This window comes from Actinacidiphila glaucinigra, assembly GCF_035918135.1.
Taxonomy (GTDB): domain Bacteria; phylum Actinomycetota; class Actinomycetes; order Streptomycetales; family Streptomycetaceae; genus Actinacidiphila; species Actinacidiphila glaucinigra.
On sequence record NZ_CP109144.1, the window covers coordinates 8,681,599 to 8,708,442 of the forward strand.

The 26,844-nt window shown below is 73.6% G+C and carries 27 protein-coding genes; 9 read left to right on the forward strand and 18 right to left on the reverse strand.

Translation table 11 applies throughout. From position 1 onward, the window contains the following. Positions 1-25: 25 nt before the first annotated feature. Entirely contained in the window at positions 26-1,141 is a 1,116-nt protein-coding gene (locus tag OIE69_RS39435) for a PP2C family protein-serine/threonine phosphatase (protein ID WP_392567626.1), read from the reverse strand. A gap of 131 nt (positions 1,142-1,272) precedes the next feature. Next, positions 1,273-2,910 (reverse strand): phosphodiester glycosidase family protein, encoded by a 1,638-nt coding sequence (locus tag OIE69_RS39440; RefSeq protein WP_326579983.1) that lies wholly within the window; start codon positions 2,908-2,910, stop codon positions 1,273-1,275. A 277-nt stretch (positions 2,911-3,187) separates the two neighbouring features. On the opposite strand from OIE69_RS39440, the gene OIE69_RS39445 reads away from it, so the two are divergent. Beyond that, positions 3,188-3,928, forward strand: a complete 741-nt coding sequence (locus OIE69_RS39445) for a sulfite exporter TauE/SafE family protein (RefSeq protein WP_326579985.1) — start codon at positions 3,188-3,190, stop codon at positions 3,926-3,928. Between the two features lie 44 nt (positions 3,929-3,972). On the opposite strand, the gene OIE69_RS39450 is transcribed toward OIE69_RS39445, so the two are convergent. Then, the gene (locus OIE69_RS39450; RefSeq protein WP_326579987.1) at positions 3,973-4,584 is read right to left on the reverse strand and encodes a TetR/AcrR family transcriptional regulator; all 612 of its coding nucleotides are present in this window, start codon (positions 4,582-4,584) and stop codon (positions 3,973-3,975) included. A 116-nt stretch (positions 4,585-4,700) separates the two neighbouring features. Between OIE69_RS39450 and OIE69_RS39455 the strand changes: the two genes are divergently transcribed. Further along, positions 4,701-6,323, forward strand: a complete 1,623-nt coding sequence (locus tag OIE69_RS39455) for an FAD-binding oxidoreductase (protein WP_326579989.1) — start codon at positions 4,701-4,703, stop codon at positions 6,321-6,323. A gap of 335 nt (positions 6,324-6,658) precedes the next feature. On the opposite strand, the gene OIE69_RS39460 is transcribed toward OIE69_RS39455, so the two are convergent. Beyond that, complete coding sequence (locus OIE69_RS39460) at positions 6,659-7,924, reverse strand: MFS transporter (RefSeq protein WP_326579990.1); 1,266 nt, start codon at positions 7,922-7,924, stop codon at positions 6,659-6,661. Positions 7,925-7,982: 58 nt separating this feature from the next. Between OIE69_RS39460 and OIE69_RS39465 the strand changes: the two genes are divergently transcribed. Beyond that, on the forward strand, positions 7,983-8,966 hold the full coding sequence (locus OIE69_RS39465; protein WP_326579992.1) for an ArsR family transcriptional regulator: 984 nt from the start codon (positions 7,983-7,985) through the stop codon (positions 8,964-8,966). Between the two features lie 216 nt (positions 8,967-9,182). After that, a complete protein-coding gene (locus OIE69_RS39470) occupies positions 9,183-10,283 on the forward strand; it encodes a PucR family transcriptional regulator (RefSeq protein ID WP_326579994.1) in 1,101 nt (366 codons plus the stop codon). Positions 10,284-10,596: 313 nt separating this feature from the next. Here OIE69_RS39470 and OIE69_RS39475 read toward each other — a convergent pair whose 3' ends face one another. Then, positions 10,597-11,064, reverse strand: a complete 468-nt coding sequence (locus OIE69_RS39475; RefSeq protein WP_018557760.1) for a winged helix-turn-helix transcriptional regulator — start codon at positions 11,062-11,064, stop codon at positions 10,597-10,599. Between the two features lie 94 nt (positions 11,065-11,158). Here OIE69_RS39475 and OIE69_RS39480 point away from each other — a divergent pair, with 94 nt between their 5' ends. Further along, positions 11,159-11,653, forward strand: coding sequence for a PaaI family thioesterase (locus OIE69_RS39480; RefSeq protein ID WP_326579997.1), 495 nt, complete (start codon positions 11,159-11,161; stop codon positions 11,651-11,653). A 31-nt stretch (positions 11,654-11,684) separates the two neighbouring features. On the opposite strand, the gene OIE69_RS39485 is transcribed toward OIE69_RS39480, so the two are convergent. The 5 genes from OIE69_RS39485 to OIE69_RS39505 all read right to left on the reverse strand — a co-directional run bounded on the left by OIE69_RS39485 (position 11,685) and on the right by OIE69_RS39505 (position 15,087). Continuing rightward, positions 11,685-12,038 (reverse strand): hypothetical protein, encoded by a 354-nt coding sequence (locus OIE69_RS39485; RefSeq protein ID WP_326579999.1) that lies wholly within the window; start codon positions 12,036-12,038, stop codon positions 11,685-11,687. Continuing rightward, a complete protein-coding gene (locus tag OIE69_RS39490; protein WP_326581547.1) occupies positions 12,035-12,937 on the reverse strand; it encodes an EamA family transporter in 903 nt (300 codons plus the stop codon). The genes OIE69_RS39485 and OIE69_RS39490 overlap by 4 nt, the downstream gene beginning before the upstream one ends. Then, positions 12,934-13,539: a GNAT family N-acetyltransferase gene (locus OIE69_RS39495; protein WP_326580001.1), complete on the reverse strand. Its 606-nt coding sequence runs from the start codon at positions 13,537-13,539 to the stop codon at positions 12,934-12,936. Before OIE69_RS39495 ends, OIE69_RS39490 begins: the two co-directional genes overlap by 4 nt. A gap of 124 nt (positions 13,540-13,663) precedes the next feature. Beyond that, complete coding sequence (locus OIE69_RS39500; RefSeq protein ID WP_326580003.1) at positions 13,664-14,587, reverse strand: RNA polymerase sigma-70 factor; 924 nt, start codon at positions 14,585-14,587, stop codon at positions 13,664-13,666. 26 nt (positions 14,588-14,613) lie between these two features. Further along, complete coding sequence (locus OIE69_RS39505; protein WP_326580005.1) at positions 14,614-15,087, reverse strand: carboxymuconolactone decarboxylase family protein; 474 nt, start codon at positions 15,085-15,087, stop codon at positions 14,614-14,616. Positions 15,088-15,248: 161 nt separating this feature from the next. On the opposite strand from OIE69_RS39505, the gene OIE69_RS39510 reads away from it, so the two are divergent. Continuing rightward, positions 15,249-15,893 carry a DUF2238 domain-containing protein gene (locus OIE69_RS39510; RefSeq protein WP_326580007.1) on the forward strand — a complete coding sequence of 215 codons (645 nt, stop codon included), beginning with the start codon at positions 15,249-15,251 and terminating at the stop codon, positions 15,891-15,893. Positions 15,894-16,060: 167 nt separating this feature from the next. On the opposite strand, the gene OIE69_RS39515 is transcribed toward OIE69_RS39510, so the two are convergent. Both OIE69_RS39515 and OIE69_RS39520 read right to left on the reverse strand, forming a co-directional pair. Beyond that, entirely contained in the window at positions 16,061-16,777 is a 717-nt protein-coding gene (locus OIE69_RS39515) for an SDR family oxidoreductase (protein WP_326580009.1), read from the reverse strand. Between the two features lie 44 nt (positions 16,778-16,821). After that, complete coding sequence (locus tag OIE69_RS39520) at positions 16,822-17,682, reverse strand: DUF427 domain-containing protein (protein ID WP_326580011.1); 861 nt, start codon at positions 17,680-17,682, stop codon at positions 16,822-16,824. A gap of 194 nt (positions 17,683-17,876) precedes the next feature. On the opposite strand from OIE69_RS39520, the gene OIE69_RS39525 reads away from it, so the two are divergent. After that, positions 17,877-18,485: a CGNR zinc finger domain-containing protein gene (locus tag OIE69_RS39525; protein WP_326580013.1), complete on the forward strand. Its 609-nt coding sequence runs from the start codon at positions 17,877-17,879 to the stop codon at positions 18,483-18,485. Positions 18,486-18,514: 29 nt separating this feature from the next. Here the strand turns inward: OIE69_RS39525 and OIE69_RS39530 are convergent, their stop codons facing one another. From OIE69_RS39530 to OIE69_RS39540, 3 genes are all read right to left on the reverse strand, one after another. Beyond that, entirely contained in the window at positions 18,515-19,384 is an 870-nt protein-coding gene (locus OIE69_RS39530; RefSeq protein WP_326580015.1) for an alpha/beta fold hydrolase, read from the reverse strand. A 73-nt stretch (positions 19,385-19,457) separates the two neighbouring features. After that, complete coding sequence (locus tag OIE69_RS39535) at positions 19,458-20,363, reverse strand: LysR family transcriptional regulator (RefSeq protein ID WP_326580017.1); 906 nt, start codon at positions 20,361-20,363, stop codon at positions 19,458-19,460. A gap of 96 nt (positions 20,364-20,459) precedes the next feature. Then, positions 20,460-20,894: a VOC family protein gene (locus tag OIE69_RS39540; RefSeq protein WP_326580020.1), complete on the reverse strand. Its 435-nt coding sequence runs from the start codon at positions 20,892-20,894 to the stop codon at positions 20,460-20,462. 190 nt (positions 20,895-21,084) lie between these two features. Between OIE69_RS39540 and OIE69_RS39545 the strand changes: the two genes are divergently transcribed. Continuing rightward, the gene (locus OIE69_RS39545) at positions 21,085-21,792 is read left to right on the forward strand and encodes a TMEM175 family protein (RefSeq protein WP_326580021.1); all 708 of its coding nucleotides are present in this window, start codon (positions 21,085-21,087) and stop codon (positions 21,790-21,792) included. Positions 21,793-21,858: 66 nt separating this feature from the next. Here OIE69_RS39545 and OIE69_RS39550 read toward each other — a convergent pair whose 3' ends face one another. After that, entirely contained in the window at positions 21,859-22,062 is a 204-nt protein-coding gene (locus OIE69_RS39550) for a hypothetical protein (protein ID WP_326580023.1), read from the reverse strand. Between the two features lie 249 nt (positions 22,063-22,311). Continuing rightward, positions 22,312-22,713 carry an aldehyde dehydrogenase family protein gene (locus tag OIE69_RS44860; protein ID WP_392567627.1) on the reverse strand — a complete coding sequence of 134 codons (402 nt, stop codon included), beginning with the start codon at positions 22,711-22,713 and terminating at the stop codon, positions 22,312-22,314. A gap of 12 nt (positions 22,714-22,725) precedes the next feature. On the opposite strand from OIE69_RS44860, the gene OIE69_RS39560 reads away from it, so the two are divergent. Continuing rightward, a complete protein-coding gene (locus OIE69_RS39560; protein ID WP_326580025.1) occupies positions 22,726-22,935 on the forward strand; it encodes a hypothetical protein in 210 nt (69 codons plus the stop codon). 93 nt (positions 22,936-23,028) lie between these two features. On the opposite strand, the gene OIE69_RS39565 is transcribed toward OIE69_RS39560, so the two are convergent. Further along, on the reverse strand, positions 23,029-26,748 hold the full coding sequence (locus tag OIE69_RS39565) for a S8 family serine peptidase (RefSeq protein WP_326580026.1): 3,720 nt from the start codon (positions 26,746-26,748) through the stop codon (positions 23,029-23,031). Between the last annotated feature and the right edge of the window lie 96 nt (positions 26,749-26,844).

Here is a 26,844-nt window from a genome sequence, read left to right on the forward strand (position 1 = left end):
CGGACCGGGCCCGCGCGACAGCGATTTACGGGGCGTCGCCGGCCGGGACGTCCGGCCGGCGCACGGCCAGCGCGGCGATGTCGTCCTCGAGCCGCCCGCCGCTGTAGCGCACCAGTTCGCGGTGCAGCCGGTCCAGCAGTTCGCGGGGCGCCGCCGGGCTCTGGCGCAGCAGCCACTCCGGCAGCGGGAAGAACGCCCCGGTGCGGTCGCGGGTCTCGGTGACGCCGTCGGTGTAGAGCAGCAACTGGTCGCCGGCGGCGAAGGCGTGGGTGTCGACGAAGTAGCGGTCCCCGATGAGGTCGGCGAGGTTCAGTGGCGGGGAGGCGGCGCTCGGCTCCAGCACCCGGACGCGGCCGGCGTGCACGATGATCGGCGGGGGGTGCCCGCAGTTGAGCAGCCGCAGGCGGCCGCCGTCGTGCGGGATCTCGGCGATCACGGCGGTGGCGAAGCGCTCCGGCAGGTCCTCGCCGGGGTAGCCGGAGCTGTGGCGCCCGATGCTCGTCTCCAGGCGGTGGATGATGCCCCGCAGGTCCGGCTCGTCGTGCGCCGCCTCCCGGAAACAGCTGATCAGCGCGGAGGCCGCGCCCACGGAGGACAGTCCCTTGCCGCGTACGTCGCCGATCAGCAGCCGCACCCCGTACGGCGTGTCGGCCACCTCGTAGAAGTCGCCGCCGATGCGCGCCTGCTCCTGTGCCGCCAGGTACAGCGACTCGATCTCCATGCCCTGGATCTGCCGCGGCAGCGGCCGCAGCAGTACCGCCTGCGCCGCGTCGGCGACCGTCCGGGCGTGGAAGAGCGCCTCCTCGCGCTGGATCCGTACATGGCTGGCGTATGCCGCCGCCAGGGTGACCGCGACGATGGCGGCCCCGGTGTACGGGGTGCCCAGGTCCGTGTAGACGAAGCTCAGGCCCACCATGACGAGCAGGCAGAACGCGCCCAGCAGCACGGTCGCCAGCACCGGCCACATCGCGGCGGCCAGGGCGGGTGCCACGGGCAGCAGACGGCTGATCGCGATCTCGCGCGGGGTGGAGAAGGCCAGGGCGGCGATGAGCACGGTCAGGATCACCGGGGCCGGCCGGCCGACGCCCCAGCGGCCGTCGAGGCGGGCACGTCGGCGCCGCAGCCATCCGGACATGATCACGAAGCGCATCATACCGGGGCAAAAGCGACGAAGAAGCGCCCGTCCGATGGATGGACCGGCGGACCGCCCCGGGAGCGGGCCCCGGGGCGGTCGGAGGTCGTCGGCGGCGGCCGGGCCGTACCGGCCCCGGGTCAGTTCTCGCCGCGGCGCCCCGGCAGGACCTGGATCGTGTCGCCGACGGCACGCTCACCGGTCGCGTCGGAGGGGACGTTGGCCAGGACACCCTCGACCACCATGGCCGACGAGCCGCCACCGTCGAGGTTGAGGGCCTGCACCGCGCCCAGCGACGTCATGAAGCGGGCCGCCTCGCCGAGGGTGAAGCCCTCGCTCACCCCGGGCTGCCGCCCGTCCACCGTCACCAGCAGCAGACGGCCCCGCACGTCGATGCCGGCCATCGTCCGCGGCTGGCGCACGTTGGACCACGCGAAACCGAAGGAGAGGTCCAGCGGGTCCAGGGTGCCCTCGGTGGCGGCGTCGATGTGGACACGGCCGTCCTCCACCAGGGTGGGCGCCGCGCTCACGATGCTGTCGCCGCGGCCGAGCCGGACCCGACGTCCCTCGGAGTCCCGGACGACCTCCTTCACGACCAGCCGCTTGCCGGTCCGCGCGTGCTCGGTCAGCCACGCCGCGGCCGCGCCGGTGCCCTGCAGCACCGTGCCGCGCTCGGGGACGGACCCGCCGCGGGCGCCGGTGGAGAGCACGGTCCCGTGCGCGTCGAGCACCGCCTGCGCGCCACTGCCCGTGGGCAGCGCCGCACGGAACGCGGGGGTGAACTCCACGAGGTCGTCCGCCAGGGTGCAGGTCGTGTCGTGGCGGGGCTGCTCGGTCGGGACGCCACCGGGACGGCCGCAGTTGCGGACCTTGCCCGGCAGGCGGTTGATGCCCTGCACCGCGTGGCGGGCGGAGCCGGCCCGCACGGTGACCGTGGTGGACAGGTCCGCGATCCGCGGCCGCCGTCCGCCGTCGCCGAGGACCAGCGCCGCCCGCGAGCCGACCGCCATCGACTCCAGCTTGCCGTCCACCGCGGACAGACCCGCGACGGTGCCCTGGACGCCGTCGGAGTCCGAGGTGATGAAGAAGCCGCCGTTGACGCCGAGCAGCGACCCCAGTCGGCCGGCGACCACCGAGGTCTTCTCCCGGTCGGCGACGTTGCCGCCGTCGCTGACCGCGACCGACCCGCGCAGCCGCGCCGGGTCCACCACGGCCACGTGGATGCGCTCGCCGTCGGCGGCCTGCCGCCCGTCGTAACCGGTCCACTCCGTCGACGTGCGGAAACCGGCCGCCACGACCGCCGCGTTCGCCGTGCCCGCCTCGGCCTGCGTGGCGTACCGGCCGACCCGGACCTGCCAGCCCATCACGCCGCGCGGGGTGTCGGCGTAGGTGTCCCACTCCACCGCCTCGAGCCGCGGCTCGAGCCCGGCCTCGCGCAGCCGCCCGGCGGTCGCGTCGGCCCAGGCACGGTCACCCAGCGGGGCCCACGTGGCGGCGCCGGTCAGCCGGTTGACGGTGGGGGCCTGCACGGTCACCGTCCACACCCCGGCGGCCGACGGGTCCCGCAGCACGCCGCTGCGGACCTCCAGGCCGGGCGCCACCTGCTGCGTCGTCCACGCGATGCCGTGCGTGCCGGAGTCCGCGGGCGACTGCGCCCCCGCGAGGGCCGGCGGGACGACGGCGACCAGCGCCAGGGCGGCGGCGAACACCGCCCCCCTCCGCGCGGCCTTCCCCACCCGGCGCGCCCTGTCACGCGGTTCGGCGGCTGTGACGGACATGCGTTCTCCTGACGTTCGTCTCCACCGGGCGGTGCGTGGCGCTGCCCGGTCCTTGATCCGTCATCCCAGACCCGTACGGGGACGGGCAGCCCACGCGACGACGGACCCGGGGGGAACCCTCGGTGACAACCGGGAGCGGTCACGGCGCAGTTGTCCCGGCCGCGGCGGCGGGCCCACCCCGGCCCTGCCGCGGGGCACACCCCGGCCGCGGCGGCACGGCGGGGGCCAGGTAAGAACGTGCCGTGACCTTCGTACCCTCCGCCCCCCGGCGGCCCTGATGCCCTCGCTCGACCCCGCGCAGTGGGCCGTGGCGCTGCTCGCCCTCTTCCTCGTCGGCTACTCCAAGACCGGGGTGTCCGGGGCCGGGACGGTGGGGGTGGCGCTGTTCGCGCTGGTCCTGCCGGCCAAGCTGTCCACCGGCGTGCTGCTGCCCCTGCTGCTCGTCGGCGACGTGGTGGCCGTGGCCGCGTACCGCCGGCACGCCGACTGGGGCCGGTTGGTCCGGCTCTTCCCGTGGGTCGTGGTCGGGGTGCTGCTGGGCGCGGTGGTCGTCGACCGGGTCGACGACACGCGGATGCGCGAACTCATCGGCGCGCTGCTGCTGTCGATGCTCGCCGTCCACTGGTGGAGCCGGCGCCGGGGCCCGGACGACCCGGTCGCCCAGCACAGGGCCGTCGCCGCGGGCGCCGGGATCCTGGCGGGCTTCGCCACGATGACGGCCAACGCGGCGGGCCCGATCATGGCGCTGTACTTCCTGGCCGTGGGGCTGCCCATGCTGGGTTTCCTCGGCACCAGCGCCTGGTTCTTCCTGCTGCTCAACGCCTTCAAGGTGCCCTTCAGCGCCGCCCTGGGGCTGATCACGCCCGACACCCTGCTCTTCGGCGCGATGGCGGCCCCGGCGGTGCTCGCGGGGGCCGTCGCCGGCCGCGCGACCATCAGCCGTATCAGCCCGAAGGTCTTCGAGCGTGTCACGGTCGCCCTGACCCTGCTCGCGGCGATACGGCTCGTCACCCTCTGAACGTGGCCGGGGCGGGGACGGGGGCGTCGACGGGGCGTTGCGCGTCAGGCGACGATCGCGGCGATCAGCCGCCGGCAGCGCTCCGCCATCTCCCGCGCGGACTCGCCGGGATGGTGGATCCACCAGGTGACCAGGGTGCTGACGGTGCCGGTCCACAGGTGCTTGAGCGCGTCGGAGTCCAGCGGGTCGCCGATCCCGCGGGCGGCGAGGAACTCCGCGCTGCCCGCGGCCGCCAGACCGTCGATGGCGGCACGGTGGCGCTCGGCCGCCTCGCGCAGCGCACCCGTGGCGGGCAAGGTCCGGTCGTACAGCACGAACCAGGCGTGGCGCTGCCCCTCCAGCGTGGTGAAGATCGCGCCGAGCACGGACAGCGGCGCTGCCAGTGAGGTCACACCGGGGACCAGCGCGGCGGTGAGCGCGCGCGTCAGCGAGCCGGCGACCCGCTCCAGGGCCGCGGCGTACAGTGCGTCCTTGGACCCGAAGTACTGGTACAGCAGCGGCTTGGTGACCCCGACCCGCTCGGCGATGGCCGCCATCGAGGCGCCGCCGTAGCCATGGCGGCCGAACTCCTCGACGGCCGCGGTGAGCAGTTGCTCCTCGCGTTCGGCGCGGGGTACGCCCTTGGTCCCGGCGGTACGGGTTCGCGCGTTCGCCACGTCCGTGATTGTAGGCAGTGAACTGACCTCGAGGTCAGTTCACTCTCCCCAAGGATGTGACCCGGTGGTAATTTACTTGCCGGTCATATCGCAGCGAGGCGAGGGGCGGGACAGACATGACGCACACCGGAACACGCTCGTGGTGGGGATGGGGCACCGTCGAGCACGCGGTGCGCGGCGCCGAACGCACCGCGCTCACCGACCGGGTGGCCGGCCTGCTCCCGGACGCCGACCTCACCGTCCACCTCCCCCCGGACGTCGCCTCCCTCGCCCTGCCGCCCGTACGGGTCACGGCGCCGCGGTCACTGGCCCGCCTGTGCTCCGCCACCCCGCACGACCGCGCCGCGCACACCCACGGCAAAGCCTTCCGGGACGTCGTCCGCAACCTCCACGGCGACCTGCGCCACGCCCCCGACCTCGTCGCCCGCCCCCGCACCGAGCAGGACGTCGCCGACCTCCTCGACTGGTGCACCCGCGAGGGGATCGCCGTCATCCCCTTCGGCGGCGGCAGTTCCGTCGTCGGCGGCGTGGAACCCCGCCTCGCCGACGGCCGCCCGGCGGTGACCCTCGACACGGGGCACCTCGACCGCGTCCTGGAGGTGGATCCGGTGAGCCGGTCCGCCCGCATCCAGGCCGGCGTGCTCGGCCCGCACCTGGAGGACCAGCTGCGGCCCTCCGGGCTGACGCTGCGTCACTTCCCGCAGTCGTTCGAGTACTCCAGCCTCGGCGGCTGGCTGGCCACCCGGGCGGGCGGCCACTACGCCACCCTCTACACCCACATCGACGACCTCACGCAGGCGCTGCGTGTCGTCACGCCGTCCGGCACCGGCGAGTCCAGGCGGCTGCCCGCCTCGGGCGCCGGGCCGTCGCCCGACCGGATGTTCCTCGGCTCCGAGGGAACCCTCGGGGTCATCACGGAGGCCTGGATGCGCCTGCAGCGACGCCCCCGGTGGCGCGCGGACGCCTCCGTCCACTTCGCCGACTTCACCGCCGCCGTCGCGGCCACCCGCGTCCTGGCCCAGTCCGGGCTCCACCCGTCCAACTGCCGTCTGCTGGACCCCGCCGAGGCGCTCGTCAACGCGGGCGTCACCACCGGCGGCAGCGTCCTGATCCTGGCCTTCGAGTCGGCCGACCACCCGCTGGGACCCTGGATGGACCGGGCCCTGGAACTGTGCCGGGACCACGGCGGCCACCTGCCCGCGCCGGCCCGCCACACCGACACGGGTGCCGGCGGCGCGGCCGCGGAAAGGGGAGCCGGGGCGGACCGTTCCTGGCGTTCGTCCTTCCTGCGCATGCCCTACCAGCGCGACGCCCTGGCCCAGCAGTCCCTGGTCGTGGAGACCTTCGAGACCGCCTGCACCTGGGACCGCTTCGAGGAACTCCACGCGGCGGTCACGCACGCCGCGAACGAGGCGATCCGTACCGTCTGCGGCACCGGCGTCGTCACCTGCCGCTTCAGCCACGTCCACCCCGACGGGCCCGCTCCCTACTTCGGGATCTACGCCGCGGGACGCTGGGGCAGCACGGTGGCCCAGTGGGACGACATCAAGGCCGCAGTCTCCCAGGCCATCGCCGACCACGGCGGCACGATCACCCACCACCACGCGGTCGGCCGCGACCACCGCCCCTGGTACGACACCCAGCGCCCCGGCCCCTTCGCCGCGGCCCTCACCGCCGCCAAGTCCGCCCTCGACCCGGCGGGCATCCTCAACCCGGGTGTCCTGCTGCCCGCGGGCTGACGGCGCGGGGCCCCGATGTGCCGGGGTGAGCAACGAACGGTGCGGACGGCCGGGGGACATCGCGCCAACCGCGATCGTCCGGGAGCTCCGGCGGCCCGGGCGGCCTCGCCGGTCGGGGTGGCCGGCCGGCGGTGGGCAGCGTGACCTATGTCCGGTGGCGGAAGGTGTGGCACATCGTTACCGCGTGATCCCACCCGACCGCCAGCGGTGCATCCGCAGCCGGTACCCGCAGATACCGGCATGTGGCGACTCAACAGCCGAGTGGGCTCTTGCGGCCCTCCTCGCGCCGCCTCTGTGGTCTGCCGCGCAGGTGCCGACCGGAACGGTCGGAGCCGTCAACGGCCGATCGGCTCGGGCGGCGCGGCCGCGGCTCCGTCGCCGGTTCCCGCCGCGGCGGGACGGCCGTGAGGCAGGCGCCGCACGGCCGCCGAGGCCATCGGGGCCAGGGCCGCGGCGGCGTACACGACTCCGGCGGCCGCGGCGACCCGGAACCCCCCGATGCGGTCGGCGAGCGGCCCCACGCTGAGCTGGCCGACGGGAATGGCGATGTAGGACAGCAGGTCGTCGAAGGACGACACACGCGACAGGGTGCCGGACGGAACGTGCTCCTGGAGGGAGGTGTCCCAGCCGACGCCCGCGACCGACGAACCCAGCCCGGCGGTGAAGGCGGCGGCGATCAGCCACGGGGCACCCAGGTGCGCACCGAGCGCGAGCAGGGGCAGCGCGCCGAGCACGCCGGCCAGCACACCCAGCCGCAGCAGGTGACGGGCCGCCAGCCGGTACATCAGCGTGCTCATCACCAGCAGTCCGGCGCCGCGCGCACTGAGCACGAAGCCCCAGGCGGCCTCGTCGGCGAGTTGCCGGGTGAGCACCGGGCCCAGGATCTGCCAGGTGCCGACCTGCACCAGGTTGACCACGCAGAAGCACAGCGACACCGTCCACACCCAGCGGATCCGGCGGTACGCGGCCCAGCCCTCGCGGATGTCGGCGAGCAGATGCGAGGGACGGCGTGCGGCGGTGGGGGCGGTGAGGGACGACAGGCGGGTGAGGCACCCGGCGGCGAGGAGGTAGGTCAGCGCGTCGAAGGCGATGGCCGGTCCGCCGCCGACGGACGCCGCCAGAACGCCGGACAGGCTCGGCCCGAGGATCTTCGTGGCGTTGCGCGCCGAGGCCAGCAGGCTGTTCGCCTGCCGGATCCGGTCCCCGGGGACGAGTTCGGGCACGATGCCGCGCAGCGCGGGCGTGGTGAAGGCGGCGAGGACGCCGTTGAGGAACCCCAGCGCGGCCACCGGCCACAGGGCGTACCGCCCGGTCAGCAGCAGCGCGGCGACGGCGCCCTGGGTGACGGCCGAACCGAGGTTCGCCGCCACCAGCACCGTGCGGCGCGGCAGACGGTCGGCCGTGGCGCCCCCGACGAGCAGGAACACCAGCAGCGGCACCATGTACGCGGTGAGGACGACACCGAGGTCGCCGAGGCCGGGCGAGGCGTCGAGGACCGCGAAGGCCAGGGCGACGGGGGCCATCGCGGTGCCGAGCAGGGACACGGTCTGGGCGGTCAGGAACCAGCGGAAGTCGCGGTGCGGCGGAAGGGACGGAAGCACGGGCGGAGTCTGCTGGAGGCGCCGCGCGGGGCACTATCGTTTCGGCGGGAGGCGAGAGATGACCTTGTTGCGACTGAGTCCCCTGGCCCTGTCGCGGTCCCGGTTCGCCCTGTCGCCGCTGGCCGAGACCCTCGCGTCGCTGCATGTGCTGGGCGCGGGGTACTGCGACCCGTGGCTGGCCTCCTGGTACGACCGCCACCATGGAACGTTCCGTGCCGCGCTCGACGCCGACCCCTTCGCGAAGGGCCTGGTGCGGCTGCTGGGGTCCACGAAGTGGATGCCGGCGCACATCGTCCTGCCGCCGGCGGGCGGCATGCGGACCACGATCGACGGCGAACTGGCCGAGGTGGCCAGGGTGCCCGACGCACAGGTGCGCGCCGAGCTGGAGAAGTCGGTGGCGCACAGCTGGAAGGAGCACGACCTCGGCTGGCTGACCGGACGCGACTGGGCCGCCAGGACCGCCGAGCTCTTCCGGCACACCTGGACCGCGCACGTCGCCCCCGACTGGCCACGCCGCCGGGCCCTGCTGGAGCGGGACATCACCCACCGGGCAGGGCTGCTCGCCGCCTACGGCTGGCCCCGCGCACTGGAGCACATGAGCCGGCACAGCGCCTGGGTCGGCGCGGACGCGATCCGCTTCAGCCACCGGGGTGCCCCGGACCGGGTCGTCGGCGACGACGGGATGCTGTTCGTACCGGTCGCCGCCCTCTCCCGGGGCACATGGCTGTGCGAGGCACCTCCGGCGTCGTACGCGCTGGTCTACCCGGCTCGCGGTGCCGCAGGGGCCGCGCCACGCCCCGAACCCGGGCGAGCTCTGGGGCGGCTGATCGGCACCGGCCGCGCGACGATCCTCCGGGAACTGGAGCGTCCTGCCACCACCAGCGAACTCGCGGCCCACCTCGGTCTGTCCCTCGGCACCGTCGGCGGCCACCTGGCCGTGCTGCGCGACGCCGGACTGGTCACCGGTACCCGCGTCGACCGCCGCGTGGTCTACCGGCGCACCGCCTCCGGCGACCTGCTCGCCGCGGGTGCGGACCGCTGAACGCAGCACTCCCCAGGCCACGGGGGGAGACCTGGGGAGTGTGCGGAGATCATCGTCCCTCGAACGGCCGTACGTCAAGTCGCCCGTGGGGAAGGGGCGTTGGTCCCCATCGGCACAGCGTCCGCCGCGGGGGTGTCGATCGTCCGACCGGGCAGGTTGATACGGTCCAGGTTGCCGGGGGACGGCAATGACGTGTGCCTGGAGGGGGACGGGAGCATGGGGGGCGTACCGGAGGAAGAGCTCGAGGCGTACGCGCGGATGCTGGGCGAGGTCTCGGTGACGGGCCGGCGACTGCGACGGGACGAACTCGACGCGCTCCGCGGGTCCGGCGAGCGCGCGGGCGGCGGGGGGAGCGGACTGCGCGGCCTCGTCGGCGCGTACCTGGCGGCGACGCGCGACGCGTGGGGCACGCTGCGGGGCGTGGCGGCCGCCGACTCCGCCACGGAGGTGCAGCGGGCCGGGGAGGCGGTGCTGACCGCCCTGGACGCCGCGGTGCTCGCGCTCGGCGAGGGCCACCAGCGCGCCCAGCGGCTCCTGGTCCGTCAGGACGAGGCGGCCCGCGGGGAGTTCGTCGACGACCTGCTGTACGGGCGCAGCGACCCGGGACGGCTCGCCGAGCGCGCCGAGCGCTTCGGCCTGCGGCTGGGCCGCGGGCACGCGGTGGCGGTGGCGCGCGGCGAGGACGCCTACGAGGACAGCCAGCCCGTGGTGCGGCGCGTCGAGCGGGAACTGGTGGGCCGCTTCGGCCACCGCGACGTCCTGGTGGCCGGCAAGGACGGCCGGCTGGTGTGCATCGCGCCCGGCGGCGAGCGCGCCGTCTTCGAGGCGTTCGCCGACACGGCGCTGCGCCCCGGCCCCGGGTACGGTGTGGCCCGCCGCGTCGCGGTCGGCCGTACCCACTCCGGCACGAGCGGCATCGTGCGCAGTTACGAGGAGGCCCTCGGGGCGCTGGACGTCGCCGACCGGCTGCGCCTGCATCCCCCCGTGCTGCGCGCCGAGGAACTGCTGGTCTTCCCCGTGCTGATGCGGGACCGGGCCGCCATGGCCGACCTCGTCCACAGCGTTCTGGGGCCGCTGGAGCAGGCGCGGGGCGGGGCCGGACCGCTGCTGGAGACCATCACCGCGCACGCCGAGGCCGGGCACGTCAACGCGGAGGCGGCGCGCCGGCTCGGCCTCGGCGTCCGGACGTTCACGTACCGCCTGGAGCGCATCAAGGTGCTGACCGGCTACGACCCCGGCGACCCGCTGCACCGCTACACCCTGGAGACCGCGGCGATGGGCGCGCGGCTGCTCGGCTGGCCCGACCAGCCGCTCTAGTTCCGGGCGCCCCGCCGTCAACAGGCCGTCAACAAGGCGTCGACGCTGCCGGGAACCGGCAATGTGTACGGGCCATCCACCCTGCCATCATCGTCATGGCACCGACAACGGAGCCACTGCACGAAGCGGGGGAGGGCGGGGGCCCTGCCCCTTCGGCTTCGCGCTCGTGAGGCCATCGGGGACCGGGGGAGCGTCCTGACCGGTGGCCTGGACGCCGACGCCCTCGGCGGGGGGTACGGGGGAGGGGGTGTCGACGCCCGTCACGGTGGCTGCGGAGCGGAGGGCTTCGCCGACTCCACCCGGTGTGCGGGGTTCAGCCCGGCGTGCGGGCGGAGGCACCGGGCCGGGTGTAGGCCTGCCGGGGGGCGAGCGCGTCGTGGCCGCCGGCGCAGACGACGACCGCCTCGACGGGCTCGTCGCAGTCGCGGTGGCGGACCTCCAGGGGCGGGCCCTCGGGGTCGGCGGTGTACCGGTCGCCCCACTGCTTGAGGGCGATCATCGCGGGCCACAGGTCCCAGCCCTTGGGCGTGAGCCGGTACTCGTTGCGCGTACGGCTGCCCGGCTCGCGGTACGGGACGGTGTCCAGGATCCCCGCGGCGACCAGCTTGCGCAGCCGGTCCGCCAGGACCGCCTCGGACAGTCCCATGTGCCGGCGGAAGTCGTCGAAGCGGCGCACGCCGTTCATGGCGTCCCGAAGCACCAGCAGCGACCACTTCTCGCCGACGAGGTCGAGGGTGCGCTGCACCGTGCAGTTCTCGGTACTGGTGTCCAGCCAGGTCATGCGGTCATCGTAGGCTGGCTTCGGCATTGACATCCAGATGTGCGGCTGGCTAACTTCGCTTGTCAAAGTCAGTCGGTCAGGGAGGGAACGCCCCATGGCGAGGTCGCGCACGTTCGAGTGGGGGGACCCCGAGGTCTCGGCGGCCGCGGTCGGCCGCACCAGCGGGCTGGAGTTCCTGCGCGACGTGCTGGCCGGGCGGCTTCCCGCGCCGCCCATCGCCTCGACCCTCGGCTTCACCCTGGAGGAGGTCGAGGAGGGCCGCGCGGTCTTCGCCATGGAACCGGGGGAGGAGCACTACAACCCCATCGGCAGCGTGCACGGCGGCGTCTACGCCACCCTCCTCGACTCGGCCGCCGGCTGCGCCGTGCAGTCCGTCCTCCCGGAGGGCATGGGCTACACCTCGCTCGACCTGAACCTGAAGTTCCTGCGCCCGATCACCGTCGACACCGGCAAGGTCCGCGCCGTCGGCACCGTCCTCAACCAGGGCCGCCGCACCGCCCTCGCCCAGGCCGAGCTGTTCGACGCCACGGACCGCCTCCTCGCCCACGCCACGAGCAGCTGCATGCTCTTCCCCGTCCCCGCGCGCTGAGCGGCACCGGGCCCGGGAGCCGGGTGCCCGCTCACCCGCCCCGGCGGCAGACGCCCTCGCCCCGGCGTCCCGTGTCGGCGGCGCACTCTGCCGGTTCCTCCACGATCACCCGGGCGATGTCCGGGTCGACGAACTCCCCGTCCGGCGCGCGTTCCTCGGCCCGGACCGCCGCGACCTCGCACAGCCTGGACGGCCCGGCCCCGGCGAGCGCCGACGAGGCCTCGGCCTTCGCCGCGGCGCTCGCCGGCTCGATGGGGTTGCTCGGCTTCGATCCGCAGTACAACCGGCTCAGGCCCGCACGGCCTTCGCCCGTCGGCGGAACCCTTACCGGCGAGCCCGCCGTGCGTGAACCGGCCGCGTACGGTTCCCCGCTGCCGGCGCTCACGCGTCCGGGCGCGCCTCGCGTGCGGCGCCCGCCGACGCGGCCACCACGCACAGCACCGCGATCCACTGCGACCAGTGCAGCGACTCCTGGAGCACGACGAGGCCGATGAGGGCCGCCATCGCCGGTTCCAGGCTCATCAGGATGCCGAACACACGCGGCGGGATCCTGCGCAGTGCCTCCAGGTCCAGCGAGTACGGGATCACCGAGGACAACAGCGCCACGCCGAGGCCCGCGAGCAGGACCCACGGCTGAACCAGCGCCGTTCCGCCGTCGGCCACGCCGAACGGCACGGTCACCAGGGCGGCGACGGCCATGCCCAGGGCCAGGCCGTTGCCTTCCGCGGTGTGCCGGCCCAGCGCCGCGCCGACCAGGATGTACAGGCCCCAGCACGTTCCCGCCGCGAGGGCCAACAGGAGGCCGGCAGCGTCGAGTTCGCCGCGCCCCTCCATCAGCAGGACGACGCCGCCCGCCGCGAGCACCGCCCAGAAGGCGTCCAGCCACCGCCTCGACCCGGCCAGGGCCACCGCCAGCGGCCCGAGGAACTCGACCGTCACCGCGATCCCCAGCGGGATCCGGGCCAGCGCCAGGTAGAAGCACAGGTTCATCGAGCCGAGGATCACGCCGTAGCCGAGCACCACCGTCCACGCCCGGCCGTTCATGCGCAGTGACGGCCGCCAGAACAGCGTCAGCACCGCCGCCGCGAAGAAGAGCCGCAACGCGACCGTACCGAAACTGCCCACCTCGGGGAACAGGTGCTTGGCCAGTGCCGAGCCCACCTGCACGCTGACGATGCCGAGCAGCACCAGCGCCGTGGGCGGGATCGCGCCGTAGGCGCGCCCGGCCTGTGCGGTCAGGGAGGGGCGGGGATGCCGGCCCCGTTCGGTGCCGTCGGCGTTCATGGTGGCCACGCGTGGATTGTCGGTTGCGGGGCGCCGCGTGGCACATGGTTTTCCGGCGCCGCCGGGTCGCGCAGGCCGACCGCGTCGTGCCTCCAGAACGGCTCAGCGTAGACGAGGGTGCCGGTCATCCAGGGTTCGTACGCGGGGAGCGCCATCGCCCGGAAGGCCGCGTCGGGGATGCGCAGGGACGGCTTGCGAAAGCCGTGGTCGCCGCCGGGCAGGAACCCGAGGCGCGCGTAGTAGGCGGGATCGCCCTCGACGAAGACGACAGGGACGGCCCGCCCGGCGAGGGTCCGCAGGCCGTGCCGGACCAACGCCGCGCCGATGCCCGTCCTCTGGTGCTCGGGCAGGACGGCCGGCGGGCTGAGCACCTGCACGTCGACCAGCCGCCGCGGGGCGTCGAGCAGGCCGCGGGTGAACATGACGTGCCCGACGACCCGGTCGTCGTGCTCGGCGACCAGCGAGAGCCCGTCCGCGGGCGTGACGCTCGCGCGCAGGGTGTCCACGAGGTCGGCCACGGCCCGTCCGTGGCCGCCGAACGCCCGCAGATGGACGTCCCGCACCGACTCGGCGTCGCCCGGAAGCTCTTCGCGAAGGTCCATGGCCGGAGCGTAGGTTGCCTTCCCGGCCCGCGCACACGGTTTCGCCGGGGGGAGGGGCGTCGCGGGGCGGAGCCAGGACCGGCCCGGGCGGCCCCGGCCGGGCTGCCCCCCGGCGACCCACCCGTCAATCGACCCGCCGGCGCGCCCGCTTCACCTCCCGGTGGACGGCCCAGGCGTCGGCGACCGGGCCGAGGTGGCCCAGCTTGTCGGGGTTGAGCACCGTGCGGACGGCCTGGACCCTTCCGTCGAGCACGTCGAGGGTGAGGGTGTGCAGGACGCTGCCGTCCCGGTCGCGGAAGATCGCCCCGGGCTGGCCGTTGACCTCTCGCGGCTCGAACGTCACGTCGACCCGGCTCAGCAAGGGGAAGACCGTGCCCAGCACCCGGGCCACGTTCTCCGCGCCCACGACGGCCCGCGCCAGCTGCGGCGCCCTGCCGCCGCCGTCCCCGACGAGCTGCACGTCGGCGGCGAGCAGTTCCCGCAGCGCGCCGACGTCGCCGTCCTTCAGCGCGTCGAAGAACCGCTGCGCGAGCTCCTGCCGTGCCCTGCGGTCCGCCGCGAACCGCGGCCGCCCGGCCTCCATGTGCCGGCGCGCCCGGACCACCAGCTGACGGCACGCCGCCTCCGAACGCCCCACCGCCTCGGCGACCTCGCCGAAGCCAAAGCCGAACACCTCGCGCAGCACGAACACCGACCGCTCGAGCGGGCTGAGCCGCTCCAGCAGCAGGAGCGCGGCCATCGACACCGAGTCGGCGAGCTCCGCCGAACGCGCCGGATCCTCGTACGGGTCGCTCAGCAACGGCTCGGGGAACCACGGCCCGACGTATTCTTCCCGCCGCACCCGCGCGGAGCGCAGCACGTCGATCGACACGCGTGTCACCGCCGCCGACAGGAACGCCTTCGTCGACATGGGCCGGGTCGACGAGGCGTCGAAGCGCAGCCACGTCTCCTGCACCGCGTCCTCGGCCTCGCCCACACTGCCGAGGATCCGGTACGCGATCGAGAACAGCAGCGGCCGCAGCTCCTCGAAGTCCTCCACCTTGCTCACGCCGGCTCCCCTTCCCCCGGTCCCGGTCAGTGGAACCGGCCGGGCTCGTAGTCACCCGCCGGCTGCCGGGTGATGACGTTCAGCCGGTTCACCGCGTTCATGAAGGAGACCAGGAGGACCAGGGCGGTCAGCTGCTCGCCGTCGAAGTGCCGGGCGGCGCGCGCCCACACCTCGTCGCGGACCCCGGCGCCCGCGTCCGCGATCCGGGTGCCCTCCTCCGCCAGCTCCAGGGCGGCACGCTCGGCCTCGGTGAAGACGGTGGCCTCCCGCCACGCCGCGACCAGGTGCAGCCGTACCGGGGTCTCGCCCGCGGCGGCGGCCTCCTTGGTGTGCATGTCGACGCAGGCGGCGCACCCGTTGATCTGGCTGACCCTCAGCGCCACGAGTTCCTGCGTCGCGGCGGGCAGGGACGACTCCTTGAAGGCCCTGCCCACCGCCATGAAGTGCTTGAGGGCCTTGCCCGCGGTCGGGTCGGCGAAGTAGTCCAGTCGCGCGTCCATGGTGTGCTCCTCAGGTGTCCGCCGTCCGTGGTCGTCCACGGACTCACCCCCTGGGACGAGGCAGCCCGCGGCCCAGTGACACGGCCCGGTGTGAGCTGCGTCTCCAAGCTGAGTAGCCGTACTCATGCGCCTCCGTGCCGCACCTCGCGACCCTGGGGGGCATGACAGACCTCACCGTCCCCGTCCGGCGTGTCGGCCTGCCCGTGGCGGCCGCCGCCTTCGCGTTCGCCGCCCTGGTGGTGTCCGGGATCCAGCCCCGTGACCGCGGCACATGGGTGCTGGAGACCTTCTGGATCATGATCGGGGTGCCGCTCGCGGTCGCCCTGCGCCGCAGGTTCCCGCTGACCGGGCTGCTGTGCGCGCTGCTCGCCCTGCACGCCCTGGTCCTGTCGGTGGGGGGTCACTACACCTACGCCCAGGTTCCGTTCGGGGAGTGGCTGCGCGACACCCTGGACCTGTCGCGCAACCCGTACGACCGGATCGGGCACCTCATGCAGGGCTTCGTGCCCGCCGTGCTGGTCCGCGAGATCCTCGTCCGCACCTCGCCGCTGCGCGGCAGCAGGTGGCTCGCGCCGCTGACCGTCTGCGCCTGCATGGCCTTCAGCGCGTTCTTCGAACTGCTCGAGTGGTGGGCCGCGTTGATCGGCGGCGACGCCGCGGACGCGTTCCTCGCCACGCAGGGGGACGTCTGGGACACCCAGTGGGACATGTTCTGCGCCCTGGTCGGCGCCGTGCTGGCGCTGCTCCTGCTCGGCAGGGTGCACGACCGGCAGCTGGACGCCCTCGAGCCGCGCGGCGCGGGGTAGCAGACCGAGGGGCGCGGGCAGGACGACGGGCGGCCCCCACGCTCCGGCGCGTCACTGCCGCCGTGCGGGGACCGGCCGTTGGGGCCGAGGTGGCAGGGGGACCGCCGCCGCTCGGTCAACGGTGCTGTGCGTCCCGGGGGAGCGGGCGCCGGTTCACGGGCCGTCGTTCACACGAGCGGCTGGCCGCCGTCGACCGCGAGGGAGACCCCGGTCATGAACGTGTTGGTCATCGCGAACACCACGGCCTGGGCGACGTCCCGCGGCGTGCCGATCCGCCGCGCGGGGTTGCTGCCGGACAGGCGGGCGAAGAGCTCGGACTTGCCCGCGTCGCCCAGCCCGTCCCATGCGCCGGTGTCGATGGTGCCGGGCGATACGGCGTTGACGCGGATCGGGGCGAGCTCGACGGCCAGCGACCGAGTGACGGTGTTCACCGAGCCGTTCGTCGCGGCGACGGCGAGGAAGCCCGGGTCGGGTTCGAGGGCCGCCACGCCCGAGAACAGGACGAAGGAGCCGTCCTCGGGCATGCGCGGGGCGAAGTGCTTGGCGAGCATGATCGGCCCGACCACCTTGGTGTGGAACGACAGGATGATCGCCTCGGGGGCCAGTTCCGAGACCTTCCCGCGGGCCCGGGCGGACGCCGTGGAGACCACGTGGTCGACACCGCCGAGGTCCTCGGCGAGTGCGGCGATCGAGGCCTCGTCGGTGAGGTCGACCCGTCGTACGGTGACGTCCGTGCCGTGGTAGGCGTCCTCCAGGTCCCCCGGCGTCCGCCCGGCGGCGACGACCCGGGCGCCCTCGGCGAGCGCCGCGTCGACGACCGCCCGGGCGATGCCGCTGCCGCGGCCCACGACCAGGACCGTCCGGTCCTGCAGAGAAGCTGACATGGGACTCTCCCTCGATCTCGTCGCGTGCGGTCGGTGCGCTGCCGTCAGCGGCGGCGTACCTCGTCGGTGTCCAGGCCGCGGTCCACGCCGTGCGGCAGGACCTGCTGACCCGGCTCCGGTTCCAGCCGCTTGCCGTCGAGGGTGACCTCGACCTTGTCCGGCTCGAAGGAGACCAGGTCGGCGACGCGGCCGACCTCCGGGTAGGCGTCGCGGTACGACCACGCCGCCTTCCGGACGCCGCCGATGTCGTAGTAGTCGGCGATCCCCTTGTACGGGCAGAAGGTCCGGTCCTCGACGGCGGTCAGCGCCGTCTGGTCGATGTCCGCGCGGGGCACGTACCACCGGGGCGCGAAACCCGATTCGTACAGCGCCACGGGGTGTTCGGAGCGGGCCACGACACGGCCCCCGGAGCGGACCTCCAGCACGCGGGAGGTGCTGCGGACGTCGATGCGGTGGTAGGCGTCGGCGGCGTGGCCGAGGATGCGGTCGTCCTCCTCGTAGAAGGCGTCCATCGCCCGCCAGGCGAAGGCGATCCGTCCCCGGAGGTCGGCCGCGTGGTCCGGGAGGGCGACCAGTTCCCAGGCGGCGCGTTCGGTCGTCCGGCCGCCGGCCCGTACCGCGAACCAGGCCGTCTCCCCGAGGTCCTTGTGCCGCGTGACGTGGTCCCCGGCGACCAGCGCCTCCGGCAGGACGTCGGAACGCGGGAAGTACGCGACCGGGTAGCGGCCCGGCTCGTGGAGCAGCACCACGTCCTCGCTGTCGGCGATCCACTCGCCCGCGAAGCGGACCCTCATGCGGCGTCGCAGGCGCTCGGCGAAGAGCATCCGTTCGGGAAGCGGATCGGGCACCAGGAAGTGTCCGATCCGGGTGGTGGAGAGCGGCCCCTGCTGCCAGGACAGTCCCATGGCCCTTCCTTCCTCGTGGGCGGTTGTAATGGTTATTTCGACGTTAGAACCGTTAGTGACGCCGAACAAGTGATCAAGGATTCGTCTTGTGGATGCGAGTGCCTCGTAACTCGACTGCCTCGCGATTCGGCGCTCCGGGATCCGGGGTCCGGGATCCGTTGGTTTCCCGGTGTCCTCATGGATACCTTTGGCGCGTGAGTGTTCATGTGGGGATCGAGGAGCTGCAGGCCGCGGGCTTCCCCATGGGCGGCGAGCCCCTGGTCGTGCTGGACCTCGCCGACACCGTCATGACCGCACGCCGCCCGGCCGTCGACCTGCTCGAGACCCCGGCCGCGGCCGCCGCCTGGTGGGAGATCCAGGCGAAGAGGCTCCCCCCGGGACCGGCCCCCGATCCGGTGGCGACACGCAGGCTCCGCGCGGCCGTCCGGGAGGCGCTGGACGCCCATCTGGAGGGCAGGCCCGTCGACCCCGCCGCGGTGGAGGACATCAATGCCGCGGCCTCCTCCGCGCCCGTCAGCCCCCGGCTCGTCGTCACCCCCGAAGGCCTGCGGGAGACCTCCCGGCGGCACACCGAGTACGGAGGGAACGCCGCCCTCGCCGTGATCGCGGCCGAGGCCGTCGCGCTGCTCGGCAGTCCCGGCCGGCTGGGGCTCCTGCGGCGCTGCGCCAACCCGGAGTGCTCGATGCTGTTCCTGGCGGGGAACAGGCGCCGCAAGTGGTGCACCGGCAACATCTGCGGGAACCGGACGCGCGTCGCCCGCCACTACGCACGCAGCCGCGCGGGGCGCACCCCGGCCGGTTGAGCCGCCGGGCCCCGGCGGCGTCCCGCGGCTCAGGTCAGGACCCGGCCGAGGAAGCCCCGGATGTGCTCCGTGACCGTCTCCAGGTGGCTCTCCAGCGCGAAGTGCCCGGAGTCCACCAGGTGGACCTCGGCGTCCGGCAGGTCCCGCCGGAAGGCGCGGGCACCGTCGGGTCCGAAGATCTCGTCGCGCTCGCCCCACACCGCCAGCAGCGGGACCTGGGAGTCCCTGAAGTACTCGTGGACCGCCGGGTACGCGTCGATGTTGCGCGGGTAGTCGCGGAACAGGCTCAGCTGGATCTCGGCGTTGCCGGGGCGGTCCAGCAGCGCCTGGTCGTGGACCCAGTTGTCGGGACTGACCAGGCTCGGGTCGTCCACCCCGTTCAGGTACTGCCAGCGTGTGACCTCGAGGGTGAGCGCGCCGCGCACCGCGGCCTCGGTCCCGGGGTTCGGGTCCTCGGCGTAGGCGAACAGGCCGTCCCAGAAGGGCCTCGCGAAGCCCTCCGTGTACGCGTTGCCGCTCTGGCTGACGATCGCGGTGATCCGCCGCGGGTCCGCCAGCGCCAGCCGCCATCCGATGGGGGCGCCGTAGTCCTGGACGTACATGGCGAACCGGTCCACGCCGAGGTGTTCGAGCAGGCCGGAGGTGACGTCGGTGAGGGCGTCGAAGGTGTACGGGAAGTCCGTCACCGGGGGCATGGCCGACTGGCCGAAGCCGATGTGGTCGGGGGCGATCACCCGGTAGCGGTCGGCGAGGGCGGGGATCAGGTTCCGGAACATGTGCGAGCTCGTCGGGAACCCGTGGAGCAGCAGCAGGACGGGGGCCCGGGGGTCACCGGCCTCCCGGTGGAAGACCTCCAGGCCGTTGACCTTGACGGTGCGGTAGTGGACGGTGCCGGTCATCTCGGGCCTCCTCGGGCGCTGTGATCGGGTTGTGTATCCGGTGACCACCGACGGACCGCCGATCCGGGCGGGCCTACGCGGTCGGGAGCGCGGCGGCCGTGTCCACCTCGGGCAGCCCCCGGCCGCGCAGGTCGGCGACGAACCGCCGGACCAGGGCGTCCGAAGGCGTGAGCGTGAGCGCCACGATCTCGCGGTGCACACGGGGCTCCAGCCGCCGGACGACCGCCGCCGGGCGGCCCGCCAGGGCGGAGACCGGCACCAGGGTCACCCCCATTCCCGCGCCCGCGAGCTGGGCGGCGGTGCGCGGGCTGCGGGTCCTCAGTACGGGGCTGAGGCTCACCTGGTGCGCTGCGGCGAACCGGTCCACCCAGACCGCCATCCCGTTGTCCGGGTCGTAGTGCACGAAGGGCTCGTCGGCGAGCTCCTCGACCGCGACCGAAACCCGCGAGGCGAACGGATGGGAGGGGAAGGTGACCACCACGATCTCCTCCCGTCCCAGCACCTCGACGTGGGCCGTGGTCGCGGTGGGTTCCGGGCCCACGACCAGGTCGGTGGCGCCGTTCATCAGATGCTCCACCATGCGGTCGGCACTGGTGAACTCCGTCAGTTCCAGCCGTACCCCGGGCCGGCGCGCGCGCCAGCGCCGCAGCACCGGCACCAGGAGCCACGCCGTCATGGTCTCCGCGCAGGCGATCCGCAGCCGCCCGCCGTTGCCGGCGCCGACCTGCCGTCCGACGCGAACGGCCCGGGCCGCGGCGTCCAGCGCGATCCGTGCCTCCTCGGCCGCGGCGCGGCCGGCCGCCGTCACCCGCACACCACGGGCCAGCCGCTCGACGACGGGGGTGCCGAGTTCCCGCTCCAGCGCCGCGACCTGGTGGGAGAGCGCCGGCTGGGACATGTGCAGGGAGGCCGCGGCCCGGGTGACCGAACCCTCCTCGACCAGGGCCACCAGGCACTCCAGTGCCCGCAGTGTCGCCATATGTAAAATCTATCCGAACTGTTCGAAACGTACATAAGCCGAAAACGACCCCCGTGTGACGGCGGGCCCCCGCGGGCACCCATGGGACCCCACGGCTCATGCAGCGCGGTGAAAACCGCGCTCCTGCACCACCCAGGTGTTGCCGTCCGGGTCGGCGAAGCCGACGAAACTGGCGTAGTCACGGCGCTCCGGGTCCACTCCGGGCCGGAAGCCGCCCCGCCATTCCCCGACCGGCCATTTGTGCCGCACCTCGCCGACGGCGACGCCCCGTTCCGCCAGTTCCCGGCGCGCCCGCTCGATGTCGTCGACGACCAGGTGGAGGTTGCGCAGCGACCCCGGGACGGCATCGGTGAGGCCGACGCCGATCTGCACCGAGCACGCCGACCCCGGCGGCGTCAGCTGTACGACGCGGAAGCCGTCGGCGGGTGCGTAGTCGACGTCGAGGACGAACCCGGCGCGCTCCGTGTAGAACGCCGACGACCGGTCGACGTCCGTCACCGGCACGATGACGACCTCAAAGCTGTAGTCCATCAATCCATCTTTGATCAACACCCAGGGAATCCGCGACCGATGGGGCATGCGCAGCTCGAATGGCCAACGAAGGAAGCGGGAATCCCGCACCGGAGGTACCGGACCGCCGCGTCGTGCCCTCGGCGCCCCCGCGGCCGACATGCTGCACGACCTCTGATCGCCCCCGCACCCCGGTCCATAGGATCACACCATGGCAAACCCACCGGATCGTGACGTCCCGTCAGGCCCGGCCGCCGACGACGGCATGCGCCTGTCGGACACCAGCCGGGTCGAGGGCTTCAGCGACGCCGTGTTCGCCATCGTGATCACGCTGCTCGTCCTCGACCTCTACGATCCCCACCACGGGCCCGGCGGACTCGTGCCGGGGCTCGCCGCCGCGTGGCCCGCCTACGTGGCGTTCCTCGTCTCGTTCGTCTACGTCGGCGTCATCTGGCTCAACCACCACGGGCTGTTCCGCCGCATCCGGCGCATGGACGTCGGCCTGCTGTGGATCAACCTCGCCATCCTCTTCAGCGCCGTCATCGTGCCGTTCCCCACCGCGGTGCTGGGGGACGCACTCGGCGACGCGGGGAACCCCCACGGGCAGCGCGTGGCGGTGGTGCTGTACGCGCTGGTCGCGGCTGTCATGTCGGCTCCGTGGTGGGGGGTGTTCACCTACCTGCGGGAGCATCCGGAGCTGCTGCAGCCCGGGGTGCCGCCCCGTTACCTCCAGACGCAGAGGATCCGGCCGCTGACCGGTCTCGTCATGTACGTGGTCTGCGGCATCGGCGGCTGGTTCATCGCCCCCGTCGTGGGGGTGGTCTGCATCGCCGTGGTGATCCTCTACCACGCCCTCACCAGCGAGGGCCTCCACGAGGGTCCCCTCGGCAGGCTCCTGGGGGCCGCCGGGCGGCGGTGAGCCGTGGCGGTCCCACGGCCGCGCCCCGGGCGGACCTGAGTCCGCCCGGGGGCGCGGCGCCCGCGGCTACACCCACCTGCAGGTGAGCCACTTCTCGGGGTCGTAGAGATCCTGCGACGGATAGCGCTCGACTATGGGGACCACTTCGGTGGTGTCCTCCGGCCGGACGCGTTCGGGCAGGGCGCCGAAGCGGGCCCGTCGCGTCGTCGCGCCGTTGTCCGCGGCCCTGACCACCTTCACGACCTTGACGGCCTTCTGCGTGTTCGGCATGCCGGTCCTCTCTCTCGCTGCGTCGTCCTCAGAAGACCTGGAGGAAACACCCGCAGGCGACGGTGACGATGGCCACGGTTACCGTGGCCACTTTCATGACGTTGAGCACCTTCACGGGAATCCTCCGGTGGGGGATCGGCGGAGTCGGATACCACCGCGGCTGATGCCGACGGTCGCACAGGCGGCGTCACCTGTCAAGCAGGTGACGATCTTCGGGCCGGTGACAGCCGCCACGGCATGACACGGACGTCAGGGCTGGTAGACCGACTGCAACTGCTGGTACGCCTGGAGTCCCTCCGGGCCCAGTTCCCGTCCGAGGCCGCTGGACTTCATGCCGCCGTACGGAGAGCCGATGTCCGGCACGTAGCCGTTGATCCCGACGGTGCCGCTGCGGATGCGCCGGGCGACGCTCGTGCCGTGCTCGGGGTCGGCGGTCCAGACCGTGCCCGCGAGACCGTACGCGGAGTCGTTGGCGAGCCGGACGGCCTCGTCCTCGCCGTCGCCGGCACGCGCCGCGACCGGGCACGCGGCATGCTCGACGTCCTGGCCGGAGGCGTCGTCGACGACCCCCGCAAGGGCCGCATCAAACTCGTCGAGTCCCTCGCCGGCGGGCCGCTCACCGCCGCCGAACGACGCCGAGGCCTCCGCCACCTCGCCTCGCTCGTGGAGTCCCTGCTCCGCGAGGACTGGAACGCCCCCGGCGCCGACGTGACCGCGATGGCCATGGCCGTGGTCGGCGGGGTCAACCAGATCCTGCTCAACTGGGCGGACGGCGGCCTCGAGTTCTCCCGCGAGGACTTCGTCGGCCAGGCGCTCCGCTTCTTCGACGCCGTCGCCGCGTTGGGCGCCGGCGTCCCGCCCGCGGGCCGCTGACCCGGCGCTGTCTCGCGGCCGGACCCGGCCGCGAGACGCCGGCGGGCGGGACCGCTGCTCGCGGTCCCGCCCGCCAGGTGGTGCGTCGGTGCGTCAGCGCAGGCCGAACGCCCGGGTGATCGTCTGCGAGACGGTGTTGCCCGCGTCGTCCCGGGCGGTGACCCGGAGCGTGGCGAAGCCCGCGGACTTCGGGGCACGCAGCCCCGTCCGCCAGCCGTCACCGCAGCGGTCCAGGCCGGCCCGCTGCCAGGTCTTCCCGTCGTCGTAGGAGACCTCGAGCGAGGGCTTCCCGATGGCGGCGGTCGTGCCGGGCAGGTGCGAGGCGGTCACCGTCAGCCCGGCGTGCCGGTCGGCCCGGCCGGCCTTGTCGGTGTCCACGCCGTAGTCGAGCTGGATCAGCGGCAGGGACACCGCCGACTCGCTGCCCGTGGCCGCGGAGGTGAAGTTCCACTCCGTCAGCGTGTGCGTCGAGTACGGGGCGGTCCATTCCGCACGGTCGTTGTCGACCACCAGCCGGTAGGGCAGCCGCTCGGGGGCGAGCCCGGTGACGGGCAGGTACTCGGCATTGCCCCAGTCGAGCTGCCGGTCGCCCTGGTAGAGCGACATCCAGTCCTTCACCTTGTAGTTGGCGTAGGCCTCGCCGACGTGGCCCGAGCCCGAGTCGCCCCAGCCGGGGGCCGGGATGTACACCCCGTCGAGGTAGCGGACCGGCTGGTAGCCGATCGGGCCCATCCGGGGCCGCTGGATCGGGCCGAACCAGCTGACCTCGGCCGTCTTCCCGGCCGGGTAGCGCAGGAGGTCCATCGAGTGCTGCCCCGTCTCGCCCGCGATGAAGGCGTCGTCCAGCCAACTGGCGTCGGCGGTGACCCAGTCGGTCCGGTCGCCCTGGGCGGGAGCGGTGAGCTGGTTGCCGACCACCCAGCCGCGCCAGACGTCGGGGCGGAACTCCAGTGCCTTGCCCTGACGGTGGTTCCGGAAGGAGACGTCCACCTTGCCCAGGTCGCGCTGGGTGACGCGCCAGGTCGGGTCCGCCGGTACCGCGCCGGACCAGTGGTGCACCACGTCGTAGACATAGTCGGTCGTGGGGTTGGAGGCGACCTTCAGCCTGACCGTGCCGCGCCCGAGCGCTCCGATCAGGTCGGCGCCCTGGTCGGCGTCGAGGGTCGCCACCGTCAGCGGGGCCGGGCTCTCCGGGCTCCACGGGGACTCGTCCCACGGCTGCAGCCGGCCGATGCCGTCGTTGACGACGACGAGCACCTGCGCGCCCGCCGCCGCGGCGGCCTCCGCCTGTGCCTGGATCCCGGCCGGGTCGCCGCCCCGGACCACCACGGCCTTGCCGCGCGGCTTGTGGCGGGCCAGCTCGGCGGCCGTGCCCTCACCGGCGTAGACCGCCGTGAGCGTGCGGGTGCCGGCGGACAGCGGCTCGGCCCCGCGCTTGACCAGTGGGTCGGCGTAGGTCTTCGTCGCCGTGCCCACCGTCAGCGCCGGCTGCTCCAGGCGGAAGCGGGCGCCGAACTCGAACTCGCCGTCGGTGACCTTCTTGCCGGTCGGGAGCGCCCACATGCTGTCGTACGTCTCGTTGGGCAGCATCGAGGACTCGACCAGGCTGTCGCCGAACGAGCGGTGGACGTCCAGGCGCGGGGCGACGGCGGTGGTCTGCTGCGGGGCACGTGCCAGGATCTGACGCATCTTGCGGCCGTCGAGGGTGACGGTGCGGTCCTGGTCCAGGCTCACGTCGTTGAAGGCCAGCAGCGCCATGCCCAGGGAGTGCGGGCCGCCCGCCCCCTGGACGTCCGCGGTGAGCCAGCCGCTGTAGGTGCCGACGGGCAGCCGCGCGGTGCCGGTGCCGGACTCGTCGAGGTCGATCGTCGTGAAGAGGCCCTCGGCGGTGAGCATGACCCGGCCCGCCAGCGGCTTGCCCGAGCGGTCCTTGGCGTTGATCGTCAGCGTCTGCCGACGGCCCTCCTTGGCGGCGCCGATCAGGGTCCTGGCCCGGACGGTTCCGGTGCCGTCCGCGCCGGTGATCATGCCGCTGACCGACTGGTCGAGCGGCAGCCGGTCCAGCTCTGCGGTCAGGGAGACCGAGGCCGTGCCGTGCGCCGGAACGGTGACCCTGTCCTCGGAGAGGGTGAACAGCCCTGCCGGGGCCTTCGAGTCGATCGCCAGGTTCAGGCCGACCGGTGCGTCACCGGTGTTGGTGTACGTCACCTTCCGGACGTCGGTCGCACCTGACTTCTGGGGCCAGGCGTAGAAGCCGGAGAAGGCGCTGACGGTCGCGAAGACCGAGGTGCGGACGGCAGCCGGCGCGTCGAGCCGGCCGGCACCGGCCTCGTACGGGGAGTACGACGGGGTGGCCTTGGCGCTGCTGACCAGCGCCTCCTTCAACTGCGGGCCGGTCCAGTCCGGGTGGGCGGCGGCCAGCAGCGCGGCAGCACCGGCGACGTGCGGCGTCGCCATCGAAGTGCCGCTCATCGTGGTGTAGTAGCCCGAGCCCCGCTTGTAGTGGGAGCGGGCCGCCAGGATGTCGACGCCGGGCGCGGTGATCTCGGGCTTCAGCCCGGCGTCGCCGGCACGCGGGCCGGTGCTGGAGAAGTCGGCCAGCCGGTCCGAGGAGTCCACGGCGCCGACGGTCAGCGCGGAGTCCGCCGCACCGGGGCTGCCGATGGAGTGCGGGCCGCTGTTGCCCGCCGCGATGACGAACAGCGCGCCGGTCTCGCGGCTGAGCCGGTCGACCGCCTGGCTCATCGGGTCGGTGTGGTCACCGCCGCCGCCCAGGCTCATGCTGATGATCCTGGCCTGCCGGTCCTGGGCCGCCCACTCCATGCCGGCGATGATCCAGGACTCCTGGCCGCTGCCCTCGCTGTTGAGCACCTTGCCGATGTCCAGGCGGACACCGGGGGCGACGCCCCGCTCCTTGCCGTCCGACGCGCTGCCCGTACCGGCGATCGTCGAGGCGACGTGCGTGCCGTGACCCTGGTAGTCGAGGGTGTCCTGCTCGTCCGGGATGAAGCTGGCGCTGGTGTTGATCCGGTCGGCGAGGTCGGGGTGTTCGGCGTCCACGCCGGTGTCGAGCACCGCGACCTTGACGCCCTCTCCGGTGTTGCCCTGAGCCCAGACCTCCGGCGCCCCGATCTGCGCCGTCGAGTCGGCCAGGTCGGCCTTCACCTTCCCGTCGAGCCAGATCTTGGCGATCCCGCCCGCGAAGGAGGGCTTCGCCGAGCGGGCCGCGGCACCGGGACCCCCGGTGAGCGCGGACCAGAACTTCGAGGCCTGCGCGCGGTCCTGGGTGACGGCCGCGCCCTGGACGCTGTCCAGTCGGCGGACGACCTTCGAACCGGCCATGGCCGGCTGGGTCCGGGACCGGGCCGCGGCGTCGGTGTAGCCGACGATGAGCGGCAACCGGGCGGAGTGCGCGTCGTCGTAACCGTCGGCGATCAGCTTCGTCACGTTGAACAACTGCTTGTCCAGCGTGCCGGCGCCGACGAAGGGCAGGGCCGCGTCGGGGTAGACGTACGTGGCCCCGTCGACGACGGCGCGGTGGAAACCGGTGGTGGTCCCGTTCACGCCCTCGAAGGACCGGATCGCGGTGCCGTCGGGCGCGGTGCCGATGGTGACCTTGTCACCGGTGATCAGGGTGACGGTGTGCGTGCCGCCGTTGCCGGGTGAGCGTTGTGCGGCACCGGCGGCGGGCCCGCGACCGGCGTGGTCCGCGGATACGGCGGCCGTGGCCGGTATGACCCCGAGTGCCAGGGCGGCGACCACGCCGAGCGTGATCGCCCCGGGCCTGGGCCGGGGGATGTGAACCGTGGGCAAGGAAACTCCTCAAGCCATGTGAAGAGTGGACGGCCCTTGATCTTCGAGGTGGCCGCGTCCCCGCTCAAGGGATCCAGGCGTCGCTCTTGTGCCATG